Below are 19,348 nucleotides of genomic sequence, written 5' to 3' on the forward strand. Positions count from 1 at the left end.
GGAATGTCGTTCTCACGATTCGCCGCGAATGTGCCGTTTGCTGCTCGCTGAGCGCGCATTCGGCGTGAGTCGCAGCAGCGGCTCGGGCCCCACCGGTACGACGGCGGCAGTTTCAGGGGCGCCAGCCGTCGTCACCGACGAGCGGCACGAACGCGACAGCCCCGAGGTTGCGCTCGTGGAGGTCGCCGTCGGCTCCGCGCTCGAACACGGCGAGGTGCTGGGCGCCTCCCGGGTGGCCGACCGGCATCACGATCCGGCCGTCGGGGGTCAGCTGCTCCGGCCATGCCCGTGGCAGCGTCGGGCCGGTCGCCGCCGCGATGATCACGTCGAAGGGTGCGCCCTCGGGCCAGCCGAGGGTGCCGTCGCCGGTCACGACGTTCACCCGGTAGTCGAGGGCCTCCAGTGTCGCCGCGGCCGTCAGAGCCAGCTCCGGATGTCGTTCGATGCTGACGACGCGATGGCCGAGTTCCGCGGCGACGGCCGCGGCATAGCCCGAGCCGGTTCCGATGTCGAGCACGCTGTCCTCCGGGCCGATTCTGGCCGCTTCGAGCATGAGTGCGACGATGAACGGCTGCGAGATCGTCTGGCCGTGACCGATCGGCATCGGGTGGTCCTCGTAGGCGTAGGGCTCGGCTCCCTCCGGGACGAACTCGTGACGGGGCACGCGTCTCATCGCATCGAGCACGCGCTGGTCCTCGATTCCGCGGCGGACGAGCTGCTCCTCGACCATCCGCTCCCGTTGTGCGGCGAAATCCCTGTTCGTAAGGCCTATTGAACCACTGCCGCCTGCCGGTCCTGAACGCTGGATGCTGCGGCGTCGGGCATGCGAATGCCGAGGCAGCCGCTCAGACGACCGTGCGGGCGTGGTCCACGAGGCGGTCGAACGCGGCATCCAGGTCGGGGTCCACCTGCTGCCGGGACGCATCCGCGAGGTACCAGTCGACGATCTCTCCCGCGCCGTGCGCGAACGTCACGCGGGCCTGGTACTCGGGCACCAGCGCCTTGACCTTGGCATTGTCGAAGTGCATCGAGTGCGCCTTGTCGCCCAGGAGGCCCGGGCCGAGGTGGGGGAGCGCCGCGGCGATCGTCTCGCTGGCGACGTGCACCAGCTCCGCCTCGACGCCCAGGGCTTCGGCGAGGTAGCAGTAGATCTGGTCCCAGGTCGGCGCCTCGTCGGAGGTGACGTGGAACGAGTCGCCCACGGCCTCCGGACGCCCGAGCAGGCCGACGAACGCGACGGCGAAGTCGGTGTTGTGGGTGATCGTCCAGCGGCTGGTGCCGTCGCCGTGCACCACGACGGGAGCACCGCGACGCATCCGCGCGAGGTCGGTCCAGTGTCCGCTGGTCGGGATCATCGTGCGGTCGTAGGTGTGCGACGGGCGCACGATCGTGATCGGGAAGTCGCGCTCGCGGTAGGCCTCCATCAGGAGGTCCTCGCAGGCGATCTTGTCGCGCGAATACTGCCAGAACGGGTTGCGCAGCGGCGTGGACTCGGTCACCGGCATCCGCGTAGGCGGGGTCTGGTAGGCCGAGGCCGAGGAGATGAATACGTACTGCCCGACCCGGCCCTCGAACAGGCCGAAGTCGGTGCGGATGTGCTCGGGCGTGAAGGCGAGGAACTCCGCTGCGACGTCGAAGCTGCGCTCGCCGAGGACCGCGTGAACGCTCTCGGGGTCGCGGATGTCGGCGTGCAGCACCTCCACGCTGTCGGCAAGCGGGCGAAGTTCGCTGTTGCCGCGGTTGACGACCGTGACCTCATGGCCCTTCTCGAGGGCTCGGGCGACGCACGCGGAGCTGATGACCCCCGTGCCGCCGATGAAGAGTGTCCGTGTCGCTGTCATCCTCGCTCCTCGCGTCTTCGCCGGCTTGCACCGGAACCGGATTCCCCCTGGCCCCAGAAGACTCACACTAACCCGACCGGGCCATGAGGTTAACCTCGGCAGGGTTTGCGTCCGTCCGACAGGAAATCAAGACGAAACGAGTCGGAGATCTCCTGTCTGAGCGCTGAGCAAGGAGAAATCGAACCCGATTTCCTTGTCTGCACATCGGCGAGCGGGCGGTCCTTGTCCACAGAATGCGCCGGATCGCCCGTCATCGGAGCCGGAGGCCGCGAGGATTGCCCCATGAAATGGATCAGCCGACTGCACGAGTTGGGCGGTGCCGCCACAACACTCCAGCTGCGAAACGCCGGCGCCACCCGTGAGACGCTTGCGGAGGCCGTGCGCCAGGGCGTGGTGGTCAGGCCGCGACGGGGCGTGTACGCGCTCGCGACGCTGACGGGCCCGCCGCGAGCAGTGCTCAGGGCAGGCGCGCGGCTGTCGTGCGTCACGGCCTGTCGTAGCTACGGCATCTGGGCGGGTACGGACTCTCGTGTCCATGTCGTCATTTCGCCGAACAGCCAGCACAAGCCTCATGGATTCGTCTGCCACTGGCGCACGACCGAGCACGATGGAGAGGTCTGGCGGGTGTCGCTCGCCGATTGCCTCCGTACCGTCGGCCACTGCGCCGACGAAGAGACAGCGGTCGCAGCCTTCGACACTGCGCTGACGGCGGGACTCGTCTCATCGGCGGAATTGACGTCCATCCTGCGGGCCTCGACGCGAAAGGTGCGATCGCGGGCAGCGAAGGCACGTTCCGGCTCCGAGTCCGGTGTCGAGTCGATCGTGCGACAGCGTCTCGAGGCGCGCGGTCACCACATCCAGCAGCAGGTGCACGTCCCCGGCGTCGGTCGGGTGGACATGCTCGTCGATGGCGAGCTCTACCTGGAGATCGACGGCTACGCGTTCCACAGCGATGCGAAGGCGTTCGAGCGCGATCGGCGTCGCGACGCCCGGCTCGCCGCTGACGGGCGCCGGCGACTGCGCGTGTCGGCGCGGAGCGTGCTCGCCGAGTGGCCGATCGTGCAGCACGCGATCGACGGTGTCGTGCGCGCTCCGCCACCTCGGCGAACTCACAGCAAGACCGGGACCAACCTGACCCTCCCCGCTGTTCTCCTTACTGACGGCGCCGCAGCCAGCGCTCGCCGCACACAGGAGGAAACGTGACACAGGACTATCGCAAGAGCCAGGACGCCGTCGCGCGGCTCACCCCCGCGCAGTACGCGGTCACCCAGGAGGCGGCCACCGAGCCCGCCTTCCGCAACGAGTTCTGGAACAACCACGAGGCGGGCCTCTACGTCGACATCGTGTCGGGGGAGCCGCTCTTCGCCTCGGTGAACAAGTACGACAGCCGTTCCGGCTGGCCGAGCTTCACCGTGCCGGTGGATCCCGCGAACATCGTCGAGAAGACCGACCGCACGTACGGTATGGTCCGCACCGAGGTGCGCTCCGCCCACGGTGACAGCCACCTCGGCCACCTGTTCGACGACGGGCCGGCCGAAGCCGGCGGCCTGCGCTACTGCATCAACTCTGCCGCGCTCCGCTTCATCCCGCTCGCCGAGCTGGAGGAGCAGGGCTACGGCGCCTACACCCACCTTTTCGAGAACGAGGAGAAGCACTGATGACGACAGAGAAGGCCATCCTGGCCGGTGGATGTTTCTGGGGCATGCAAGACCTCATCCGCAAGCGTCCCGGCGTGGTGAGCACCCGCGTCGGGTACACCGGCGGCGACGTCCCGAACGCCACCTACCGCAACCACGGCACGCACGCCGAGGCGATCGAGATCGAGTTCGACCCCGAGCGCATCAGCTACCGCGACCTTCTGGAGTTCTTCTTCCAGATCCACGACCCGTCGACAAAGAACCGTCAGGGCAACGACGTCGGCACCAGCTACCGCTCGGCGATCTTCTACGAGAACGACGAGCAGCGCCGCGTGGCCGAGGACACCATCGCCGACGTCGACGCGTCCGGTCTCTGGCCGGGCAAGGTCGTCACCGAGGTGGAGGCCGCCGGCCCGTTCTGGGAGGCCGAGCCCGAGCACCAGGACTACCTGGAGCGCATCCCGTGGGGCTACACCTGCCACTTCGCGCGTCCCGACTGGAAGCTCCCGCGCCGCGAGGCCGCGGCGAGCTAAACCTCCCGTCCGATTCGAGGCCTGCGTCTCCTGGCGAGGCGCGGGCCTCGCCGCGTTTGAGGCGATCGGAGGCTCACACCCGATCGAGCAGGACCGCGACCTCCAGGTGCCCGGTCTGCGGGAACATGTCGAGGACGCGCCCGGCGCGGATGCGGTACGACGGCATGCGGGCGAGGTCGTGCGCCAGACTCGTCGGGTTGCAGCTGGAGTACACGATGCTCGGGACGCCGGAGCCTTCGAGCCAGCTCGACAGCTCCGCTCCGATCCCGCGTCGCGGCGGGTTCACGATCACGAGCTCGGGAGCCGTCTTCGCGGCGAGCGCGAACGCCGTGGCGTCCCCCGTCCGGAACGCCACGTGCGGCAGACCGGCGGCCGCCGCGGTCGCGCGGGCGCTGCGCACCGCCTCCGTGCTGGTCTCCACGCCGACGACGCGCCGCCCGGGCGCTGCGACGTTGAGCGCGAAACCGCCGACGCCGCAGTAGAGGTCCCAGACACTCGACGGCGACACCTGGTCCACCCACTCGGTCACCTGGCCGTACAGGCTCTCGGCGACCGCGGTGTTCGTCTGGAAGAAGCTCTGCGGCCGCAACCGCAGTGGGATGCCGCCGACCCGCATCACGAGCGACGACTGCGGGGTCAGCACGATCTCCTTCTCGCCTTCGACGACCGCCTTGTGCTCGGGCTGGAGGTTCGCCGTCACGACGACGGCCGTGGGCAGCGCGGCGAGCAGTTCGTCGAGTCGGGCGCGGATGCGGTCGACGGCGGCCTCCGTTCGCACCACGAACCGCACCATCAGCTCGTCGTCGGGGGAGTGCGTCACCAGGACGTACTTGAGCTCGCCGCGGCGCTCCGGGACGCTGTACGGCTCGATGCGGGTACGGGTGACGAAGCTCGCGAGCACCGGCAGGGCGGCCCGCACTCCGGGGGCGCAGATGCCGCACTCGCGCAGATCGACGCCTCGGCCGGCTTCGTCGAGGATGCCGAACGTGGGTGCGTCCGCGGTGCCCGAGACGACCATTTTCGCTTTGTTGCGGTAGCCGGACTCGGCGCTCGCGACCGGCGGCAGCCATGCCGCGTCGCCGTACGGCGCCAGGAGGTCGCGCGCGTGGCGGTCCTTGCGGGCCAGCTGCTCGCCGTAGGGGACGCCCATCAGCGTGCACGAGCGGCACACGCCGGCGTCGAAGTACGAGCAGTCCATTCCGCGAACGATTGTACGTGGGCCGCCTCGACCGCTGCCTCGACCGTGACGCCGTCAACATTTCCCACAAAGAACCACAAGAAAATGTATTGATCTCTGTTGGTTCATGTTGTATTGTGTTGGAAATCCAAGGAGGCGCCAGTGTATGCAATGGAGCGTCAGGGGCTGATCGAGCAGCTCCTCCTCGAAGAGGGCCGGGTGGCCGTCGTCGATCTCGCCGAGCGTTTCGGCGTGACGACCGAGACCGTGCGTCGCGACCTCGACGCTCTCGAGCTGACCGGCGCGCTGCGACGGGTGCACGGCGGCGCGGTCGCCATCGACCGCGCCAGCACGACGGAGGCCTCCGTGATCGAACGCAGCAGCCTGCATGCCGACACCAAGCTGCGCATCGCCGCCCGAGCGCTGGACGCCCTCGGCGACGGCTTCCGTGGCTCCCTCTATCTCGACGCCGGCACGACCACCGGAGCCGTCGCCCAGCTGCTCCCCGCACGGCTCTCGGCCAGCGGGGGCGAGGCGGAGGTCGTGACCCACTCGCTCACTCTCGCCTCGGCGCTCGCCGCGGCCGACCGGGTGTCGCTGACCGTCGTCGGCGGCCGTATCCGCGGCGTCACCGCGGCGGCGGTCGGCGCCTCCACCGTTCGCGCGATCCAGTCGCTGCGGCCCGACATCGTCTTCGTCGGCGTCAACGGCGTCTCCGCCGGCTTCGGTCTGAGCACACCCGACCCCGAGGAGTCCGCGGTCAAGGAGGCCATCGTCCGAGCCGCGCGCCGGGTGCTGGTCCTCGCCGACTCGTCCAAGTTCCAGCATGAGTCGCTGGTCTCCTTCGCCGCGCTCGACACGGTAGACGTCCTCGTGACCGACCGCGCCCCCGAGGGCGAACTCGCCGACGCGCTCGCGGCTTCGGGCGTGGAGGTGTGGTCGGCATGATCGTCACCCTCACCGCCAACCCGTCACTCGACCGGGCCGTGACGCTGAGCGCGTCGCTCCGCCCCGGCGAGGTGCAGTCGGCCGCGTCCTCCCGCGAGGACGCCGGCGGCAAGGGCATCAACGTGGCACGCGTCGTCAGCGCGGCCGACGTGCCAGCGCTCGCGGTCCTCCCGCTGGCCGCCGACGACCCGTTCGGCGTGGTGCTGCGCTCGACGGCGCTCCCCGTCCGTCCTGTGGCCATCCACGGGCACGCCCGCGCGAACCTGACCATCACCGATCCCGTTGGCGTCACGACTAAGCTCAACCTCCCCGGTGCCGCGCTGCACGCGCCCGACGCCCGACTGCTCGTTGAGGCCGTCGTCGACGCGTGCGCAGGCGCCGGATGGCTCGTCCTGGCCGGCTCGCTGCCTCCCGGTGTCGGGGACGACTTCTACGTGACGGTGATCCGCGCCGTGCGCTACCGCTGGGGCGAGGCCGCTCCGAAGATCGCGGTCGACACGTCGGGGGAGGCGCTCCGCGCCGCCGTCTTCGAGGCGCACCCCGACCTGATCACGCCCAACGAGGACGAGCTCGCCGAGCTCACCGGCGACACGCTCGAAACCGACGACCTGCCCGCGGCAGTGCTCGCCGTGGCCGAGACCCTCGTGCCGGAGCGCGTCGGCGCCGCACTCGTGACGCTCGGAGCGCTCGGCTCCGTGCTCGTGACTCCCGACGGCGGCTTCGTCGCCGCCGCCCCCCGCATCCGCGTGCAGAGCACCGTCGGCGCCGGAGACAGCGCGCTCGCCGGATACCTGCTGGCGGACCTCGCCGGGGCGACCCCGTCCGAGCGGCTCGTCCACGCGATCCGTTACGGCTCCGCCGCCGCGGCACTGCCCGGCACACAGGCGCCCCGACCGGCCGACCTGTTCGCCGGCGACCTTCCCGTCGCCGCGCTCCACCCCTGATCTCCGCACAGACACATTGGAGGAAACCGTGTCATCGAAGACCATCACTCCCGAACTCGTGAGCCTCGACCTCGGCTCCGTCGGCGACAAGAGCGCCGTCATCCGCGAGCTCGCCGCCCGCGTCGTCTCACAGGGGCGCGCCACCGACACCGAGGCGCTCTACACCGACGCCTGGGCGCGCGAGCAGAAAGACGAGACGGGGCTGCCGGGCGGGATCGCGATCCCGCACGCGAAGAGCCCGTCGGTCACCATCCCGACCCTGGCGTTCGCACGGCTGGAGCCGGGCGTCGACTTCGGCGCCCCGGACGGCCCCGCCGATCTGGTGTTCCTCATCGCGGCCCCGGCCGACGCGGCGGAGGCCCACCTCGCCGTGCTGTCCAAGCTCGCCAGGAGCCTGATGACCGAGGAGTTCACCGCCGGCCTGCGCGCGGCCAAGACGCCGGAGGACGTCGTCGCGCTCGTCGACGAGGCCATCGGCGAGGGCAACGGTGAGACCGGCGCGTCCGGCGCGTCCGGCGCTTCCATCCCGGCCCCCGCAGAGCCCGCTCCCGCACCGGCCGCCGAGGGTCTCCGCATCGACGGCCGTCGCGCCCGCATCGTGGCGGTGACCTCCTGCGCGACCGGTATCGCCCACACCTTCATGGCCGCCGACGCGCTCACCGCCGCCGGGCCGAAGAACGGCGTCGAGCTGGTCGTCGAGCCCCAGGGATCGAGCGGCTACCAGGCGCTGCCGCAGAGTGTCATCGACGCGGCGGACGCGGTGATCTTCGCGAACGACGTCGACGTGCGCGAGGAGGCGCGCTTCGCGGGCAAGCCCGTCGTGCGCTCCACCGTCAAGCGCGGCATCGAGCAGCCCGACCAGCTCATCGCCGAGGCGATCGCCGTGGCCGGGGACCCGAAGGGCGCGCGCGTCAGCGCGTCCGGCGCGTCCGCATCGTCCGCTCCCGCCGAGACGCTCTCCTGGGGCGCGAACCTCAAGCGGATCCTGCTGACCGGCGTCAGTTACATGATTCCATTCGTCGCGGGCGGCGGCCTCCTCATCGCCCTCAGCTTCCTCCCGTTCCTGGGCGGATACGGCATCGCCCTCGCTCACGGCGACTCGGGCATGAACAACGCGGTGTACACGCTGACTCACTTCGCGATCTGGAACCTGCCACCCGAGGGGCTCGGCTACTACCTCGGCGCCATCGCTTTCGAGATCGGCAGCGTGAGCCTCGGTTTCCTCGTGCCCGCTTTGGCCGGCTACATCGCGTTCGCGATCGCCGACCGGCCGGGCATCGCACCCGGATTCGTCGCGGGAGCGATCGCGGTCTTCATGAACGCCGGTTTCCTCGGCGGCCTGATCGGCGGTCTGCTCGCGGGCTACGCGGCCTGGCTCATCGGCCGGCCTGCCGTGCCGCGGTGGCTGCGTGGCCTGATGCCGGTGGTGATCATCCCGCTCGGCGCGTCGATCATCGCCTCCGGACTGATGCTACTCATCCTCGGTGCGCCCATCGCGTGGCTGATGACCCAGCTCACGAGCTTCCTGAACGGGCTCTCCGGCGCCGGCGCCATCGTCCTCGGGATCATCCTCGGCCTGATGATGTGCTTCGACCTCGGCGGCCCCGTCAACAAGGTGGCGTACGCGTTCGCCGTCGCCGGCCTGGCGCAGCAGACCGACGCGAGCTTCCACATCATGGCCGCGGTGATGGTCGCCGGGATGGTGCCCCCGCTCGGGATGGCGCTGGCCTCGACCGTGCTCTACCGCCGCGGTTTCACCGAGGTCGAGCGCGAGAACGGAGCGGCCGCCTGGCTGCTCGGCGCCTCCTTCATCTCGGAGGGTGCGATTCCGTTCGCGGCTGCCGACCCGCTGCGCGTGATCCCCGCCAACCTGGTGGGTGGAGCGGTCGCCGGTGGTCTGGCGATGGCGTTCAGCGTAAGCTCGCGGGCACCGCACGGCGGGATCTTCGTCTTCTTCGCCATCGACCCGGTCTGGGGCTTTCTCGTCGCACTCGCGGCGGGAACACTGGTCACCGCACTGCTGGTCGTCGGCCTGAAGCGGCTCGCTGCGCCCCGCGGCGCGGCGCCCGCCGCCGAAGCGGTCGACCAGCCCGTCCCCGCCACGGTCGCCGCGTGACCACCGCATTTTCTGAACAGGAGACCTATGACCGAACGTACCGCCACCATCGCCAGCAGCTCAGGACTGCACGCCCGCCCCGCCAAACTGTTCGTGCAGGCCGTACAGCAGACCGGCATCCCCGTCACGATCGCCGTCGTCGACGGCCCCGACCTGAACGCGGGCAGCATCCTCTCGCTGATGGGTCTGGCCGCGAACACGGGCACGGTCGTGACACTGAAGTCTGAAGCCCCGGGAGCTGAGGCGGCGCTCGACGGCCTGGTCGCCCTCCTGGAGACGGACCTCGACGCGGAGTGAGAAGGGGCACTGGCTGGAAGACGTTCACACGTCGTCCGAGGCCCTCAGTGCCCTGATTCTCCTGGCATCGACAGGGTCCTGGCATCGACAGGGTTCCCGAGCCTGGTGCCGGGGGGTCTCGGCCTCGGTCGAGGATGCTCGCGGTGCGGTATACCGAACGGCCCAGGCGGACTCATCGCGTGGCGGGTGCCCACCGCGGGTCGACGATCATGTCCAGCGGCTCGGCGAAGTCTCCGAGCAGCCGCTCGACAGTGTCCACCGCCTCGTCGCAGCACGCCTGTGTGTAGGCCGCGAGCATGTCCGGGCCCTCCGCGACGCGACGCTGGGCCGTGGTGAGGACACCCGGCGCCTCGTCGAGCCAGCGCTCCTCCAACGCGTCGAACGCGGCCCGCACGATGGGCTGCCTCTCGGCGAACCGCAGGGCCAGCTCCCCTCCCTTCACAGACTCCAGGAGCTGCAGGAAGCGCCACCAGTAGGAAGTGCGGTCGAACCGGTCGGGCTCGGCCAGCTCGGGATTCACTGTCCCGGGACGGATTCCGGCCTTGCCCATGATGTCAGGCACGCCTCCGGCAGCCACCCAGACCGGCACATACACACCGGTGCACGGCGTTCCCGCGGCCCACCACATCGTCGGCTCGCCGTCGGAGGGGAGCCGACAGACCGCGGAGCTGGCGGTGTTGCCCCAGGTGAACCCTGAAGGGTGTTCGTGCATGCACAGGGTCAGCAGGTCTGGCAGGCCGGCCGTGAAAAAGGGCCCACTGACGAACGTCCCCTCGTAATGGTCGCGGAGTACGCCCATCGCGCGCCGCTCGTCCACCGTGCCCTCGGCAAGGAGCTGGCGGGAACGCTGCAGTCGCAGGATCGACGCCTGGAGCGGGGTCATCGGGTCTGTGACTGCGCGGGCGAATCGAATCCGTCAGCGTCGGCCGGCCACCACCGGGCCGCAGTCGCCTGTGTGCGGAGACCGGCGCTGCAGCGATCGCCGGCGTCTCGAATCGTCGGCTGGTTCGAGATCGAATAGGTACCGCTCATCACCCGCCGGGCTGCCCACTCGCGGCCTGACGTCTCCAGCACCCAGGCGCCCGCAGGGTCCGCCACGACGAAGGCGTTGTCGTATGCGCCGTCCTCAGGCCGCCGTCCTCCGACACCGCTGCCCCACTGGCCGTACCGCGTCAGCAGGCTGGTCATCACGTCGAGCGCCTCGTCGGCCGTCGCGCTCCGCTCGAGTCCGATCCGCAACAGCTCCATCCCGAGGATGCCGGCCTCCGGCGGGTTACCGTCGCGCTCCGCCGCGATGCCGGCGGCGACGGCTCGGGTGAACAGCGCTTCGTTGCCGATCGCGACGCCGTGCTCGTTGACGCCGAGCTCGTGGCCCCAGCACCAGTAGGGCGACGCGCCCAGGTGCGCCGCGGTCGTCGGGACGTCGGGGATCGTCACATAGGCGAGGGTGAGGTCGCCGCCGCCGCTTCGGCGCTGGAAATGTCGCAGCGGCTGAGTCTCGCCGGCCGGGCGATCTGAGTTCTTCGCGAAGATGGCGTCCCCTCCCGCCGCCCTGTCGGGCGCGACGAAGAAGGTGTCGCAGGACCAAGGTCGTACCGGCCCGTCGCGATGGCGGCCAGGCATCCCATCTGGGGTGCTCGTCATATTGTCAGTATGTCTGACAATGAGCGGGGTCTTCAAAGGGATCCGAGTAATTCTGTGCATTACAGAATATCAAGCACTATTAGGACTACGGCACCGCCCGCACTACATCCCCGCTGGAAGGCGACATCAACAACGGCATCCGGCACATCCTCCGCGCCCACTGCGGCATGAGCGAGCAGCACATGAGACGCGCCGCCGAATGGTTCCTGCTCCTCCACACCACGCCAGCACCCCACAACCAGCCCCAACCACCAGCCCTGACCCGGAACCGGACGGGCCAGCCCTCTTCGACACCGGCCTCAACCCTGAAGAAGGCCTCTGGACCCGATCAGGCTGGGCCGGCCGACACTGACACACCCAACCCATCCACTCTTTTTGGCCTATAAGCCCCCAGCCGCGACTACCAACCCCAAAAACCACAAAACGCCCTCCCGAAGGAGAGCCAAATGTGAACCCTGTCTCAAGACATCTGTGAACGATGTCCCGAGACGGGACAACGGTGCCCCCAGTAGGAATTGAACCTACGGCCTTCTGCTCCGGAGGCAGACGCTCTATCCCCTGAGCTATGGGGGCCAGGAGTGCCCGTCCAGGCTAGCACCTTTGGCCGGCGGCCCGTCCACACCCACTGTTCCGGCCACCCCACCAGCGGTGCCGATTCCGGAGATCCGAGCCGCAGTCCGCGGCAACGCCGGCGTTGCGCGCCTTGCAGCGGCGTGTCGCCTCAAGTCCCCGGAGTTGTCAACACACGGAGGCCCAGGCGCTACATCCGGAGGTCTGGTCCGCCACGCCGTCCGCGTGCGAGCAACTCCGGTGACGAGTGGAGAACCACCCCGAAGGTCCGGAGTTGTCGGATGTCGGCCGAGCCGTCAGCTCGCCGGAAGGTTGCCCAGGACGCTATGCATGAGCGGTGCTGCGTCGCCCGGCTCGAAGAACGCTGTCGACTCCGCGACGATCCAGTACGGGCCGCGGAAGATCTGGACCTGGCCGGGCTGGCCGGCCTTGAAGTAGCCCTCGACCTGCGGCGGGGTCCCGTAGGTGGGAACGGGCTGGGCCGCCGTGATGGCGGCGTTCTTGAGGCTCTCGAGCTGGTCGGCCGGAGGCTGCGCCACCGCGATCTGCACGACATCGCCGCTGGTCTGGTTCTGCCAGGCGCACGTGACGCCCTTCCAATCGGCGATCTGCTTCTCGAGGCTGCCGGCCTTGGGTGCGTAGCCGGGATCGGCCGAGAAGTTGGGGTTGTACGCGTACAGCTGGTCGGCGGTGACGATCTGGTCGCAGGTGAGCGCGACCGGCGTCGGCGGCAAGGTCGGGGTCGGGGTCGGCGTCGCCACCGGGGCGCTCGTCGTCCCGCCCCCGCCCGCGGTCGCCGAAGCGGAGGTCGTGGAGTCGGGCTTCGCGGTCGGCGTGCAGCCTGCGAGCGAGACGGCCGCGGCGGCGATCGCGAGTGCGGCGAGGGTCCGGGCAGTGTGCTGCTGCATGCTCTGTGTGTCTTCCGTGTCTTCCGTGTCGTGCTGGGGCGTGTCGCATCGCACCCTATCAAGCTATGGGATGTGTTCTCCTTGACCTCGCTCGCAGGCTTGACCCCGGTCGCAGGCTCCCGCGACGCTGGCGTCGCGGCATCGCTCCCCGCTGCCCCGGGCCCCACCGCGCTACTAGAATCAATACCCATGACCCCCGCTGACCTCTCCGCCTCCCTGCTCGCCATCGTGACGACAGTGGTGGACCGGCGACGCGAGGGCCGCGGCGACATTGCAGAGCTCGCGATCACGATCGACGACATCCCGCTCGAGCGCCCGAAGAACCGTGAGCACGGCGACTGGTCGTCGAACGTCGCGATGCGGCTCGCGAAGCGCGTCGGCGCCAGCCCGCGTGAGCTCGCCGGCGAGATCGCCGAGGCCGCTGCCAGCATCGACGGCGTCGCCTCGGCGGAGGTCGCGGGTCCCGGTTTCATCAACTTCCGGCTAGACGCCGCCGCCGCCGGGCAGCTTGCGCAAAGGATCGTGGAAGCCGGCGAAGCCTACGGCCGCAGCGATCTCTACGACGGCCTTCTCGTCAACCTCGAGTTCGTCTCCGCCAACCCCACCGGCCCCATCCACCTGGGCGGCGCACGCTGGGCCGCTGTCGGCGACAGCCTCGCGCGCATCCTCCAGGCCGCCGGCGCCGACGTGACGCGCGAGTACTACTTCAACGACCACGGGTCGCAGATCGACCGCTTCGCCCGCAGCCTCCTGGCCGCCTACCTGGGCGAGACCACTCCGGAGGACGGCTACGGCGGTGACTACATCGCCGAGATCGCCGCCGAGGTCATCTCCCGGGCCGCCGACGACCCGCAGATCGGCGACCTGGCCGCACTGCCCCGCGACGAGCAGCAGGAGGTCTTCCGCAGCCTCGGCACCAACCTGATGTTCCAGGAGATCAAGGAGCGCCTCCACGCCTTCGGTGTCGACTTCGACGTCTACTTCCACGAGGACTCACTGCACGAGTCCGGAGCGGTGGAGCGGGCCATCCAGCGTCTCGACGAGCTCGGCCACGTCTTCGAGGCAGACGGCGCGATCTGGCTGCGCACGACGACCTTCGGGGACGACCGCGACCGGGTCGTCGTGCGTTCCAACGGCGAGCCCGCCTACATCTCCGGCGACCTCGGCTACTACCTCGACAAGCGCGAGCGCGGTTTCGAGCAGAACATCATCATGCTCGGCGCCGACCACCACGGCTACATCGGCCGTCTGATGGCGATGGTGGAGGCGTTCGGCGATGTGCCGAACGAGAACCTGCAGATCCTCATCGGCCAGATGGTCAACCTGGTCAAAGACGGCCAGCCGGTCAAGATGTCGAAGCGCGCAGGCACCATCGTCACGCTCGACGACCTCGTCGACGCCGTCGGCGTGGACGCCGCCCGGTACTCGCTGGTGCGCTCGTCGACCGACTCGCAGCTCGACATCGACCTCGACCTGCTCACCAAGCGCAGCAACGAGAACCCCGTCTACTACGTGCAGTACGCGCACGCGCGCACCTGCTCCGTCGCCGCCAACGCGGTCAAGTCCGGCGTGGATCGCAGCGTGTTCAAGCCCGAGCTGCTCAGCCACGAGACCGAGAGCGCGCTGCTGGGTGGTCTCCAGGAGTTCCCGCGCGTGATCGCGCAGGCTGCCGAGCTGCGCGAGCCGCACCGCGTCGCGCGGTACATCGAGGAGGTCGCCGGCCTGTACCACGCCTGGTACGCCGTGCGCGACGGCTCGACCCGCGTCCTCCCGCACGGCGACGAGCCGGTCACGGACACCCACCGCACGCGCCTCTGGCTGAACGACGCGACCGGCCAGGTCGTCCGCAACGGCCTCGCGCTGGTGGGGGTGTCCGCTCCGGAGCGGATGTGACGCGATGAGCGATCAGCCCACGGAGGTTTTGCCCGACGAGTCGTCGCCCGCCGGCGCCGCGACGCGCGGCCGCCCGCGCTGGCTGATGCCGCTGCTATTGACCGTCGGCTCGATCGTCGTCGTCCTCGTGCTCCTCGTCGTCGCCGACGTGATCACGCGCGCCGTCACGGAGCAGCGGGTCGCCGCCGAGATCGAGAAGAACCTTCCGAGCTCGGTGCAGGCCGACGTGCAGGCGCACATCGGTGGCTTCTCCGTGCTCGCGCAGTTTCTCGAGGGCAGCTTCGAGAGCGTCGAGCTCGATGCCCCGCACGCGACGGTGAACGGGGCGCCACTGAGCGCCTCCATCCACGCGACGGGCGTGCCGGTCGACTTCACCAAGCCGATCCAGTCGGCCACCGGCACCCTGAGCATCTCGCAGGAGTCGCTCAACAAGCTGGTCACCATTCCCGGCGCGAAGGGCGACATCACCCTGGACGATGGAGTGATCGGCTACGACGGGACCATCGACCTCCTCGGCCTCCCGGTGGACTACACGGTGACGGCGACTCCGGAGGCCGCGGGCGACACCGTTCTGCTCACCCCCGGCAAGGCCACCGTCTCGGCCGGGTCGGGCAACGTCAACGTCACCCGGCTCATCCAGGCGCTCACCGCGAACGGCCCGTTCCCGGTGTGCGCCGCCCAGTACCTCCCGGACGGCGTGAAGGTCAGCGACATCACCGTCACGCCGGGCCATGCCACCGTCACATTGAGCGCGTCGGACTTCGTGATGGACGAGGAGTTCCTGCACAGCAAGGGGAGCTGCTCGTAACACGGCGAACCGCCGCGGGCGCCCCTCGATAGACTGCTTACACTTCTCCACCGGCTTCAGGGGCCAATCCGGGCCCGCTCGCCAGAGAGAACCCCACTCGACTGTACTTTGTGTCCGTCTGTACTCGTGAGGTTGTCCCCATGGCTTCGAATCCGCTCGCACCGCCGTGGCTGCGCGTGCCCGACGACGCGAACGCGCTCGCCTCCGGTCTCTGGTCGCGCACTGTGCGCCGCGAGGGAGGTGCGATCGAGGTCGGCGGAGTCTCCGTCGCCGAGCTCGCCGAGCGCTTCGGCACGCCGCTCTACGTGGTCGACGAGCACGAGGCTCGCGAGCGCGCCGTCGAGGTGCGCTCCGCCCTGCAGCGCGCGTTCGCGGAGGTCGGTTCAGCGGCCAAGGTCTACTACGCGGGCAAGGCGTTCCTGTCGATCGAGGTCGCCAGGTGGATGGCCGAGGCCGGTCTCAACATCGACGTCTGCTCGGGAGGCGAGCTCGCGGTCGCGCTCGCGGCCGGCGTCCCCGTCGAGCGGCTCGGCTTCCACGGCAACAACAAGTCCCTCGCCGAGATCGACCGCGCGGTCTCCGTCGGCGTCGGCGCCCTGATCATCGACAGTCTGCAGGAGATCGACCGGGTGGCCGCGGCGGCCTCCCGTCACGGCGTCGTGCAGCGGGTGCGGCTGCGGGTGAACTCGGGCGTCCACGCGCACACGCACGCTTTTCTCGCGACCGCCCACGAAGACCAGAAGTTCGGCATCGCGCTCGACGACGCCGCGGAGGCGGTCGCGCGAATCCGCTCGCACGCCGGCCTGGGCTTCCTCGGGCTGCACTGCCACATCGGCTCGCAGATCTTCGGCGCCGACGGCTTCGCGGAGTCCGCCTCCCGCCTGCTCACGGTGCACCAACAGCTGCTGGCCGGCGGCGACGTGCCGGAGCTGAACCTCGGCGGCGGCTTCGGCATCTCCTACACGGCGGCCGACGACCCCGCGCCGATCGACCAGCTGGCGCGCAGTATCGCCCAGACCGTCGCGGCGGCGTGCGAGCAGCTCGACATCCCCGTGCCGGCCGTGGCCTTCGAGCCGGGACGCTCGATCATCGGCACGGCTGGGCTCACCCTCTACACCGTCGGCACCACCAAAGACGTCATCGTCTCGGCGCACGACGACGGTGATACCGCCGTGCGACGCTACGTGAGCGTCGACGGCGGCATGAGCGACAACGCCCGGCCCGCGCTGTACGGGGCCGACTACTCGGCGCGGATCGCCGGCCGCGAGTCCGCGGCGCCGCCGGTTCTCATGCGGGTCGCGGGCAAGCACTGCGAGAGCGGCGACATCGTGGTCGACGCCGACTACCTGCCGGGCGACGTGAGGCCGGGCGACCTCCTCGGTGTGCCGGCGACCGGTGCATACTGCTGGTCGTTGGCCAGCAACTACAACTACCTCGGCCGCCCGGCGGTGGTCGCGGTGCGCGACGGCGCTGCCCGCGTCATCGTGCGCGGAGAGACAGAGGCCGACCTGCTGGCGCGCGATGCCGCCTACGACGACGGGAGCACCGAGCGATGATCGAGTACCGCAACCTCCGGGTGGCCCTCCTGGGTGCCGGTTCCGTCGGCTCCCAGGTGGCGCGACTGCTGCTGGAGCAGGGAGACGAGTTCGCCTCCCGGGTCGGCGCGCGCCTGGAGCTCGTCGGCATCGCCGTGCGCGACGTCGACGCCCCGCGCGACGCCGACCTCCCGCGCGAGCTGTTCACCACCGACGCCAGCTCGCTCATCCTCGGCGCCGACATCGTCGTCGAGCTGATGGGCGGTGTCGAGCCGGCCCGCGGCTACGTTCTGGAGGCCCTCAACTCGGGAGCCGACGTCATCACCGCCAACAAGGCGCTGCTGGCCACCCACGGCCCCGAGCTGTTCGAGGCGGCCGAGCAGGTCGGCGCGCAGCTCTACTACGAGGCCGCCGTCGCCGGGGCCATCCCGATCATCCGGCCGCTCCGCGACAGCCTCGCGGGCGACACCGTGACCCGCATCCTCGGCATCGTCAACGGCACGACCAACTTCATCCTCGACCGCATGGACACCCACGGTGAGACCCTCGCTGCCGCGCTCGCGACCGCGACCGCCCGCGGCTACGCGGAGGCCGACCCCACTGCCGACATCGGCGGCTACGACGCCGCGCAGAAGGCGGCGATCCTGGCGAGCCTCGCGTTCCACACCACGGTCCCGCTGGAGCGCGTCTACCGCGAGGGCATCACGTCCGTCACCCCCGAGCAGGTCGACGCCGCCCGCGAGGCCGGGGCGGTCATCAAGCTGCTCGCGATCTGCGAGCGGCTGACCGACCCGGAGACGGGGGAGGAGGGCGTCTCCGCCCGCGTCTACCCGGCTCTGATCGGCCGCGAGCACCCGCTCGCCGCCGTGCGCGGCGCCCACAACGCGGTGTTCGTGCAGGCGGCAGCCGCCGGCGACCTCATGTTCTACGGCGCGGGAGCAGGCGGGGTCGAGACGGCCTCCGCCGTGCTCGGCGACGTCGTGTCCGCCGCGCGCCGGCACGTGGTCGGCGGCCCCGGTGTCGCCGAGTCGACGCACGCGGGCCTCCCGGTGCTCGACATCGGCCGCGTGGTCACCCGCTACCAGATCACCCTCTCGGTGGAGGACCAGCCGGGCGTGCTGGCGACGGTCGCGCGCATCCTGAGCGACGGGGGCGTGAGCGTCGAGACGATGCAGCAGTCGGTGCCGAGCATCACCAGCGCCGTCGTCATGCCAGGACGGTCCCCATTGCAGACCGTGGGTTCGATTCACGGCGCAGGCGCCCCCACCGCTACCCTGGTGATCGGCACCCACGAAGCCGAGGAGGCCGCGCTCGCGGCCACCGTGGAGGCGCTCGCGGCCAGCGACGTGGTCACCGCCGTCTCTTCCGTTCTCCGAGTCGAAGGATCTTAATGCCCGAGAAGTCCTACAGTCGTCAGTGGCGTGGCGTCCTGCGCGAGTACGCGGACCGCCTGAACATCTCCGACGCCACCCCGATCGTGACGCTCGGCGAAGGCGGAACCCCTCTCCTGCCGGCTCCCGCGCTGTCCGCGCGCAGCGGTGCGAATGTCTTCGTGAAGTTCGAGGGCATGAATCCGACGGGCTCGTTCAAAGACCGCGGCATGACGATGGCGATCTCGAAGGCCGTCGAGCACGGAGCGAAGGCCGTCATCTGCGCCTCCACCGGCAACACCTCCGCGTCGGCGGCTGCGTACGCCTCGCACGCGGGCATCCAGGCCGTCGTCCTGGTGCCGGAGGGCAAGATCGCGATGGGCAAGCTCAGCCAGGCGATCGCGCACAACGCGCAGCTGCTGCAGGTGCAGGGCAACTTCGACGACTGTCTCGACATCGCCCGCGACCTGGCGACCAACTACCCGGTGCACCTGGTCAACTCGGTCAACCCCGATCGCATCGAGGGGCAGAAGACAGCGGCGTTCGAGGTCGTCGAGGTGCTCGGTGACGCTCCCGACTTCCACCTCCTGCCGGTCGGCAACGCCGGCAACTACACCGCCTACCACCGCGGCTACACCGAGGAGCTGCAGCGCGGCGAGTCCACCAGGCTTCCGCGGATGTTCGGCTTCCAGGCGGCGGGCAGCGCGCCGATCGTGCTCGGTCACGCCGTCAAGGAACCCGACACCATCGCCACCGCCATCCGCATCGGCAACCCGGCGTCGTGGGAGCTCGCGCTCAACGCCCGCGACGACAGCGAGGGCTACTTCGGCGCGATCGACGACACGAAAATCCTGGAGGCGCACCGCATCCTCTCGGCCGAGGTCGGCATCTTCGTCGAGCCGGCCAGTGCGATCAGCGTCGCGGGCCTCCTGGAGCGCTCGGCCGCCGGTGCCATCCCCGCCGGCTCGACGGTCGTCCTCACCGTCACCGGCCACGGCCTGAAGGACCCGCAGTGGGCACTGCGCACCACCGACGGCTCCGACGTGCAGCCGACCAGCGTGCCGGTCGACACCGTGGCGATCGCCGACGTGCTGGGCCTCACCGCGAACGCAGGAGCGTCGGCGTGA

General features: G+C 70.0%; 18 protein-coding genes and 1 tRNA gene. 12 read left to right on the forward strand and 7 right to left on the reverse strand.

Annotated features, from left to right (window positions below):
- Positions 1 to 112 precede the first annotated feature (112 nt).
- Both ACPPVW_RS12715 and ACPPVW_RS12720 read right to left on the reverse strand, forming a co-directional pair.
- On the reverse strand, positions 113 to 925 hold the full coding sequence (locus tag ACPPVW_RS12715) for a protein-L-isoaspartate(D-aspartate) O-methyltransferase (protein WP_426623482.1): 813 nt from the start codon (positions 923 to 925) through the stop codon (positions 113 to 115).
- Positions 846 to 1,841: an SDR family oxidoreductase gene (locus ACPPVW_RS12720; protein WP_426623483.1), complete on the reverse strand. Its 996-nt coding sequence runs from the start codon at positions 1,839 to 1,841 to the stop codon at positions 846 to 848. Before ACPPVW_RS12720 ends, ACPPVW_RS12715 begins: the two co-directional genes overlap by 80 nt.
- Positions 1,842 to 2,123: 282 nt before the next feature.
- Here ACPPVW_RS12720 and ACPPVW_RS12725 point away from each other — a divergent pair, with 282 nt between their 5' ends.
- Genes ACPPVW_RS12725 through msrA form a run of 3 tightly spaced genes read left to right on the forward strand, consistent with a single transcriptional unit; the run spans position 2,124 to position 4,011 of the window.
- Positions 2,124 to 3,044 carry a type IV toxin-antitoxin system AbiEi family antitoxin domain-containing protein gene (locus ACPPVW_RS12725; protein WP_426623484.1) on the forward strand — a complete coding sequence of 307 codons (921 nt, stop codon included), beginning with the start codon at positions 2,124 to 2,126 and terminating at the stop codon, positions 3,042 to 3,044.
- Positions 3,041 to 3,499 (forward strand): peptide-methionine (R)-S-oxide reductase MsrB, encoded by a 459-nt coding sequence (gene msrB / locus ACPPVW_RS12730; RefSeq protein WP_426623485.1) that lies wholly within the window; start codon positions 3,041 to 3,043, stop codon positions 3,497 to 3,499. The genes ACPPVW_RS12725 and msrB overlap by 4 nt, the downstream gene beginning before the upstream one ends.
- Positions 3,499 to 4,011: a peptide-methionine (S)-S-oxide reductase MsrA gene (msrA, locus tag ACPPVW_RS12735; protein WP_426623486.1), complete on the forward strand. Its 513-nt coding sequence runs from the start codon at positions 3,499 to 3,501 to the stop codon at positions 4,009 to 4,011. Before msrB ends, msrA begins: the two co-directional genes overlap by 1 nt.
- Positions 4,012 to 4,084: 73 nt before the next feature.
- On the opposite strand, the gene rlmC is transcribed toward msrA, so the two are convergent.
- A complete protein-coding gene (rlmC, locus tag ACPPVW_RS12740; protein WP_426623487.1) occupies positions 4,085 to 5,209 on the reverse strand; it encodes a 23S rRNA (uracil(747)-C(5))-methyltransferase RlmC in 1,125 nt (374 codons plus the stop codon).
- Between the two features lie 141 nt (positions 5,210 to 5,350).
- On the opposite strand from rlmC, the gene ACPPVW_RS12745 reads away from it, so the two are divergent.
- From ACPPVW_RS12745 to ACPPVW_RS12760, 4 genes are read left to right on the forward strand one after another with little or no spacing between them, the layout of a single operon-like run.
- A complete protein-coding gene (locus ACPPVW_RS12745) occupies positions 5,351 to 6,136 on the forward strand; it encodes a DeoR/GlpR family DNA-binding transcription regulator (RefSeq protein WP_426623488.1) in 786 nt (261 codons plus the stop codon).
- Complete coding sequence (locus ACPPVW_RS12750) at positions 6,133 to 7,080, forward strand: 1-phosphofructokinase (protein WP_426623489.1); 948 nt, start codon at positions 6,133 to 6,135, stop codon at positions 7,078 to 7,080. The genes ACPPVW_RS12745 and ACPPVW_RS12750 overlap by 4 nt, the downstream gene beginning before the upstream one ends.
- A 28-nt stretch (positions 7,081 to 7,108) precedes the next feature.
- Positions 7,109 to 9,196, forward strand: a complete 2,088-nt coding sequence (locus tag ACPPVW_RS12755) for a PTS fructose transporter subunit IIABC (protein WP_426623490.1) — start codon at positions 7,109 to 7,111, stop codon at positions 9,194 to 9,196.
- Positions 9,197 to 9,223: 27 nt separating this feature from the next.
- Positions 9,224 to 9,493, forward strand: coding sequence for an HPr family phosphocarrier protein (locus tag ACPPVW_RS12760; protein ID WP_426623491.1), 270 nt, complete (start codon positions 9,224 to 9,226; stop codon positions 9,491 to 9,493).
- A gap of 172 nt (positions 9,494 to 9,665) precedes the next feature.
- Here ACPPVW_RS12760 and ACPPVW_RS12765 read toward each other — a convergent pair whose 3' ends face one another.
- The 4 genes from ACPPVW_RS12765 to ACPPVW_RS12780 all read right to left on the reverse strand — a co-directional run bounded on the left by ACPPVW_RS12765 (position 9,666) and on the right by ACPPVW_RS12780 (position 12,615).
- Positions 9,666 to 10,376: a hypothetical protein gene (locus ACPPVW_RS12765; protein WP_426623492.1), complete on the reverse strand. Its 711-nt coding sequence runs from the start codon at positions 10,374 to 10,376 to the stop codon at positions 9,666 to 9,668.
- Positions 10,373 to 11,137 (reverse strand): C69 family dipeptidase, encoded by a 765-nt coding sequence (locus tag ACPPVW_RS12770; protein ID WP_426623493.1) that lies wholly within the window; start codon positions 11,135 to 11,137, stop codon positions 10,373 to 10,375. The genes ACPPVW_RS12765 and ACPPVW_RS12770 overlap by 4 nt, the downstream gene beginning before the upstream one ends.
- 500 nt (positions 11,138 to 11,637) lie before the next feature.
- Positions 11,638 to 11,710: transfer RNA gene (locus ACPPVW_RS12775), tRNA-Arg, on the reverse strand.
- Positions 11,711 to 12,003: 293 nt separating this feature from the next.
- Positions 12,004 to 12,615 carry an iron ABC transporter ATP-binding protein gene (locus tag ACPPVW_RS12780; RefSeq protein WP_426623494.1) on the reverse strand — a complete coding sequence of 204 codons (612 nt, stop codon included), beginning with the start codon at positions 12,613 to 12,615 and terminating at the stop codon, positions 12,004 to 12,006.
- Between the two features lie 189 nt (positions 12,616 to 12,804).
- Here ACPPVW_RS12780 and argS point away from each other — a divergent pair, with 189 nt between their 5' ends.
- The 5 genes from argS (at position 12,805) to thrC (ending at position 19,348) form a co-directional block, all read left to right on the forward strand.
- Positions 12,805 to 14,508: an arginine--tRNA ligase gene (argS, locus tag ACPPVW_RS12785; RefSeq protein ID WP_426623495.1), complete on the forward strand. Its 1,704-nt coding sequence runs from the start codon at positions 12,805 to 12,807 to the stop codon at positions 14,506 to 14,508.
- Positions 14,509 to 14,512: 4 nt separating this feature from the next.
- Positions 14,513 to 15,316, forward strand: a complete 804-nt coding sequence (locus ACPPVW_RS12790) for a DUF2993 domain-containing protein (RefSeq protein ID WP_426623496.1) — start codon at positions 14,513 to 14,515, stop codon at positions 15,314 to 15,316.
- Between the two features lie 140 nt (positions 15,317 to 15,456).
- On the forward strand, positions 15,457 to 16,872 hold the full coding sequence (gene lysA, locus ACPPVW_RS12795; protein WP_426623497.1) for a diaminopimelate decarboxylase: 1,416 nt from the start codon (positions 15,457 to 15,459) through the stop codon (positions 16,870 to 16,872).
- A complete protein-coding gene (locus ACPPVW_RS12800) occupies positions 16,869 to 18,242 on the forward strand; it encodes a homoserine dehydrogenase (RefSeq protein ID WP_426623498.1) in 1,374 nt (457 codons plus the stop codon). The genes lysA and ACPPVW_RS12800 overlap by 4 nt, the downstream gene beginning before the upstream one ends.
- The gene (gene thrC, locus ACPPVW_RS12805; RefSeq protein ID WP_426623499.1) at positions 18,242 to 19,348 is read left to right on the forward strand and encodes a threonine synthase; all 1,107 of its coding nucleotides are present in this window, start codon (positions 18,242 to 18,244) and stop codon (positions 19,346 to 19,348) included. The genes ACPPVW_RS12800 and thrC overlap by 1 nt, the downstream gene beginning before the upstream one ends.

This window comes from Leifsonia sp. McL0607 (assembly GCF_049993355.1).
Lineage (GTDB): Bacteria > Actinomycetota > Actinomycetes > Actinomycetales > Microbacteriaceae > Leifsonia.

Bases quoted from the DNA above. Each gene is read 5' to 3' on its own strand.
- ACPPVW_RS12715 (WP_426623482.1), bottom strand. From the start codon at position 925: ATGCGTCCCGGCAGCAGGTGGACCCCGACCTGGATGCCGCGTTCGACC.
- ACPPVW_RS12720 (WP_426623483.1), bottom strand. From the start codon at position 1,841: ATGACAGCGACACGGACACTCTTCATCGGCGGCACGGGGGTCATCAGC.
- ACPPVW_RS12725 (WP_426623484.1), top strand. From the start codon at position 2,124: ATGAAATGGATCAGCCGACTGCACGAGTTGGGCGGTGCCGCCACAACA.
- msrA (WP_426623486.1), top strand. From the start codon at position 3,499: ATGACGACAGAGAAGGCCATCCTGGCCGGTGGATGTTTCTGGGGCATG.
- rlmC (WP_426623487.1), bottom strand. From the start codon at position 5,209: ATGGACTGCTCGTACTTCGACGCCGGCGTGTGCCGCTCGTGCACGCTG.
- ACPPVW_RS12750 (WP_426623489.1), top strand. From the start codon at position 6,133: ATGATCGTCACCCTCACCGCCAACCCGTCACTCGACCGGGCCGTGACG.
- ACPPVW_RS12760 (WP_426623491.1), top strand. From the start codon at position 9,224: ATGACCGAACGTACCGCCACCATCGCCAGCAGCTCAGGACTGCACGCC.
- ACPPVW_RS12765 (WP_426623492.1), bottom strand. From the start codon at position 10,376: ATGACCCCGCTCCAGGCGTCGATCCTGCGACTGCAGCGTTCCCGCCAG.
- ACPPVW_RS12770 (WP_426623493.1), bottom strand. From the start codon at position 11,137: ATGACGAGCACCCCAGATGGGATGCCTGGCCGCCATCGCGACGGGCCG.
- ACPPVW_RS12780 (WP_426623494.1), bottom strand. From the start codon at position 12,615: ATGCAGCAGCACACTGCCCGGACCCTCGCCGCACTCGCGATCGCCGCC.
- argS (WP_426623495.1), top strand. From the start codon at position 12,805: ATGACCCCCGCTGACCTCTCCGCCTCCCTGCTCGCCATCGTGACGACA.
- ACPPVW_RS12790 (WP_426623496.1), top strand. From the start codon at position 14,513: ATGAGCGATCAGCCCACGGAGGTTTTGCCCGACGAGTCGTCGCCCGCC.
- lysA (WP_426623497.1), top strand. From the start codon at position 15,457: ATGGCTTCGAATCCGCTCGCACCGCCGTGGCTGCGCGTGCCCGACGAC.
- ACPPVW_RS12800 (WP_426623498.1), top strand. From the start codon at position 16,869: ATGATCGAGTACCGCAACCTCCGGGTGGCCCTCCTGGGTGCCGGTTCC.
- thrC (WP_426623499.1), top strand. From the start codon at position 18,242: ATGCCCGAGAAGTCCTACAGTCGTCAGTGGCGTGGCGTCCTGCGCGAG.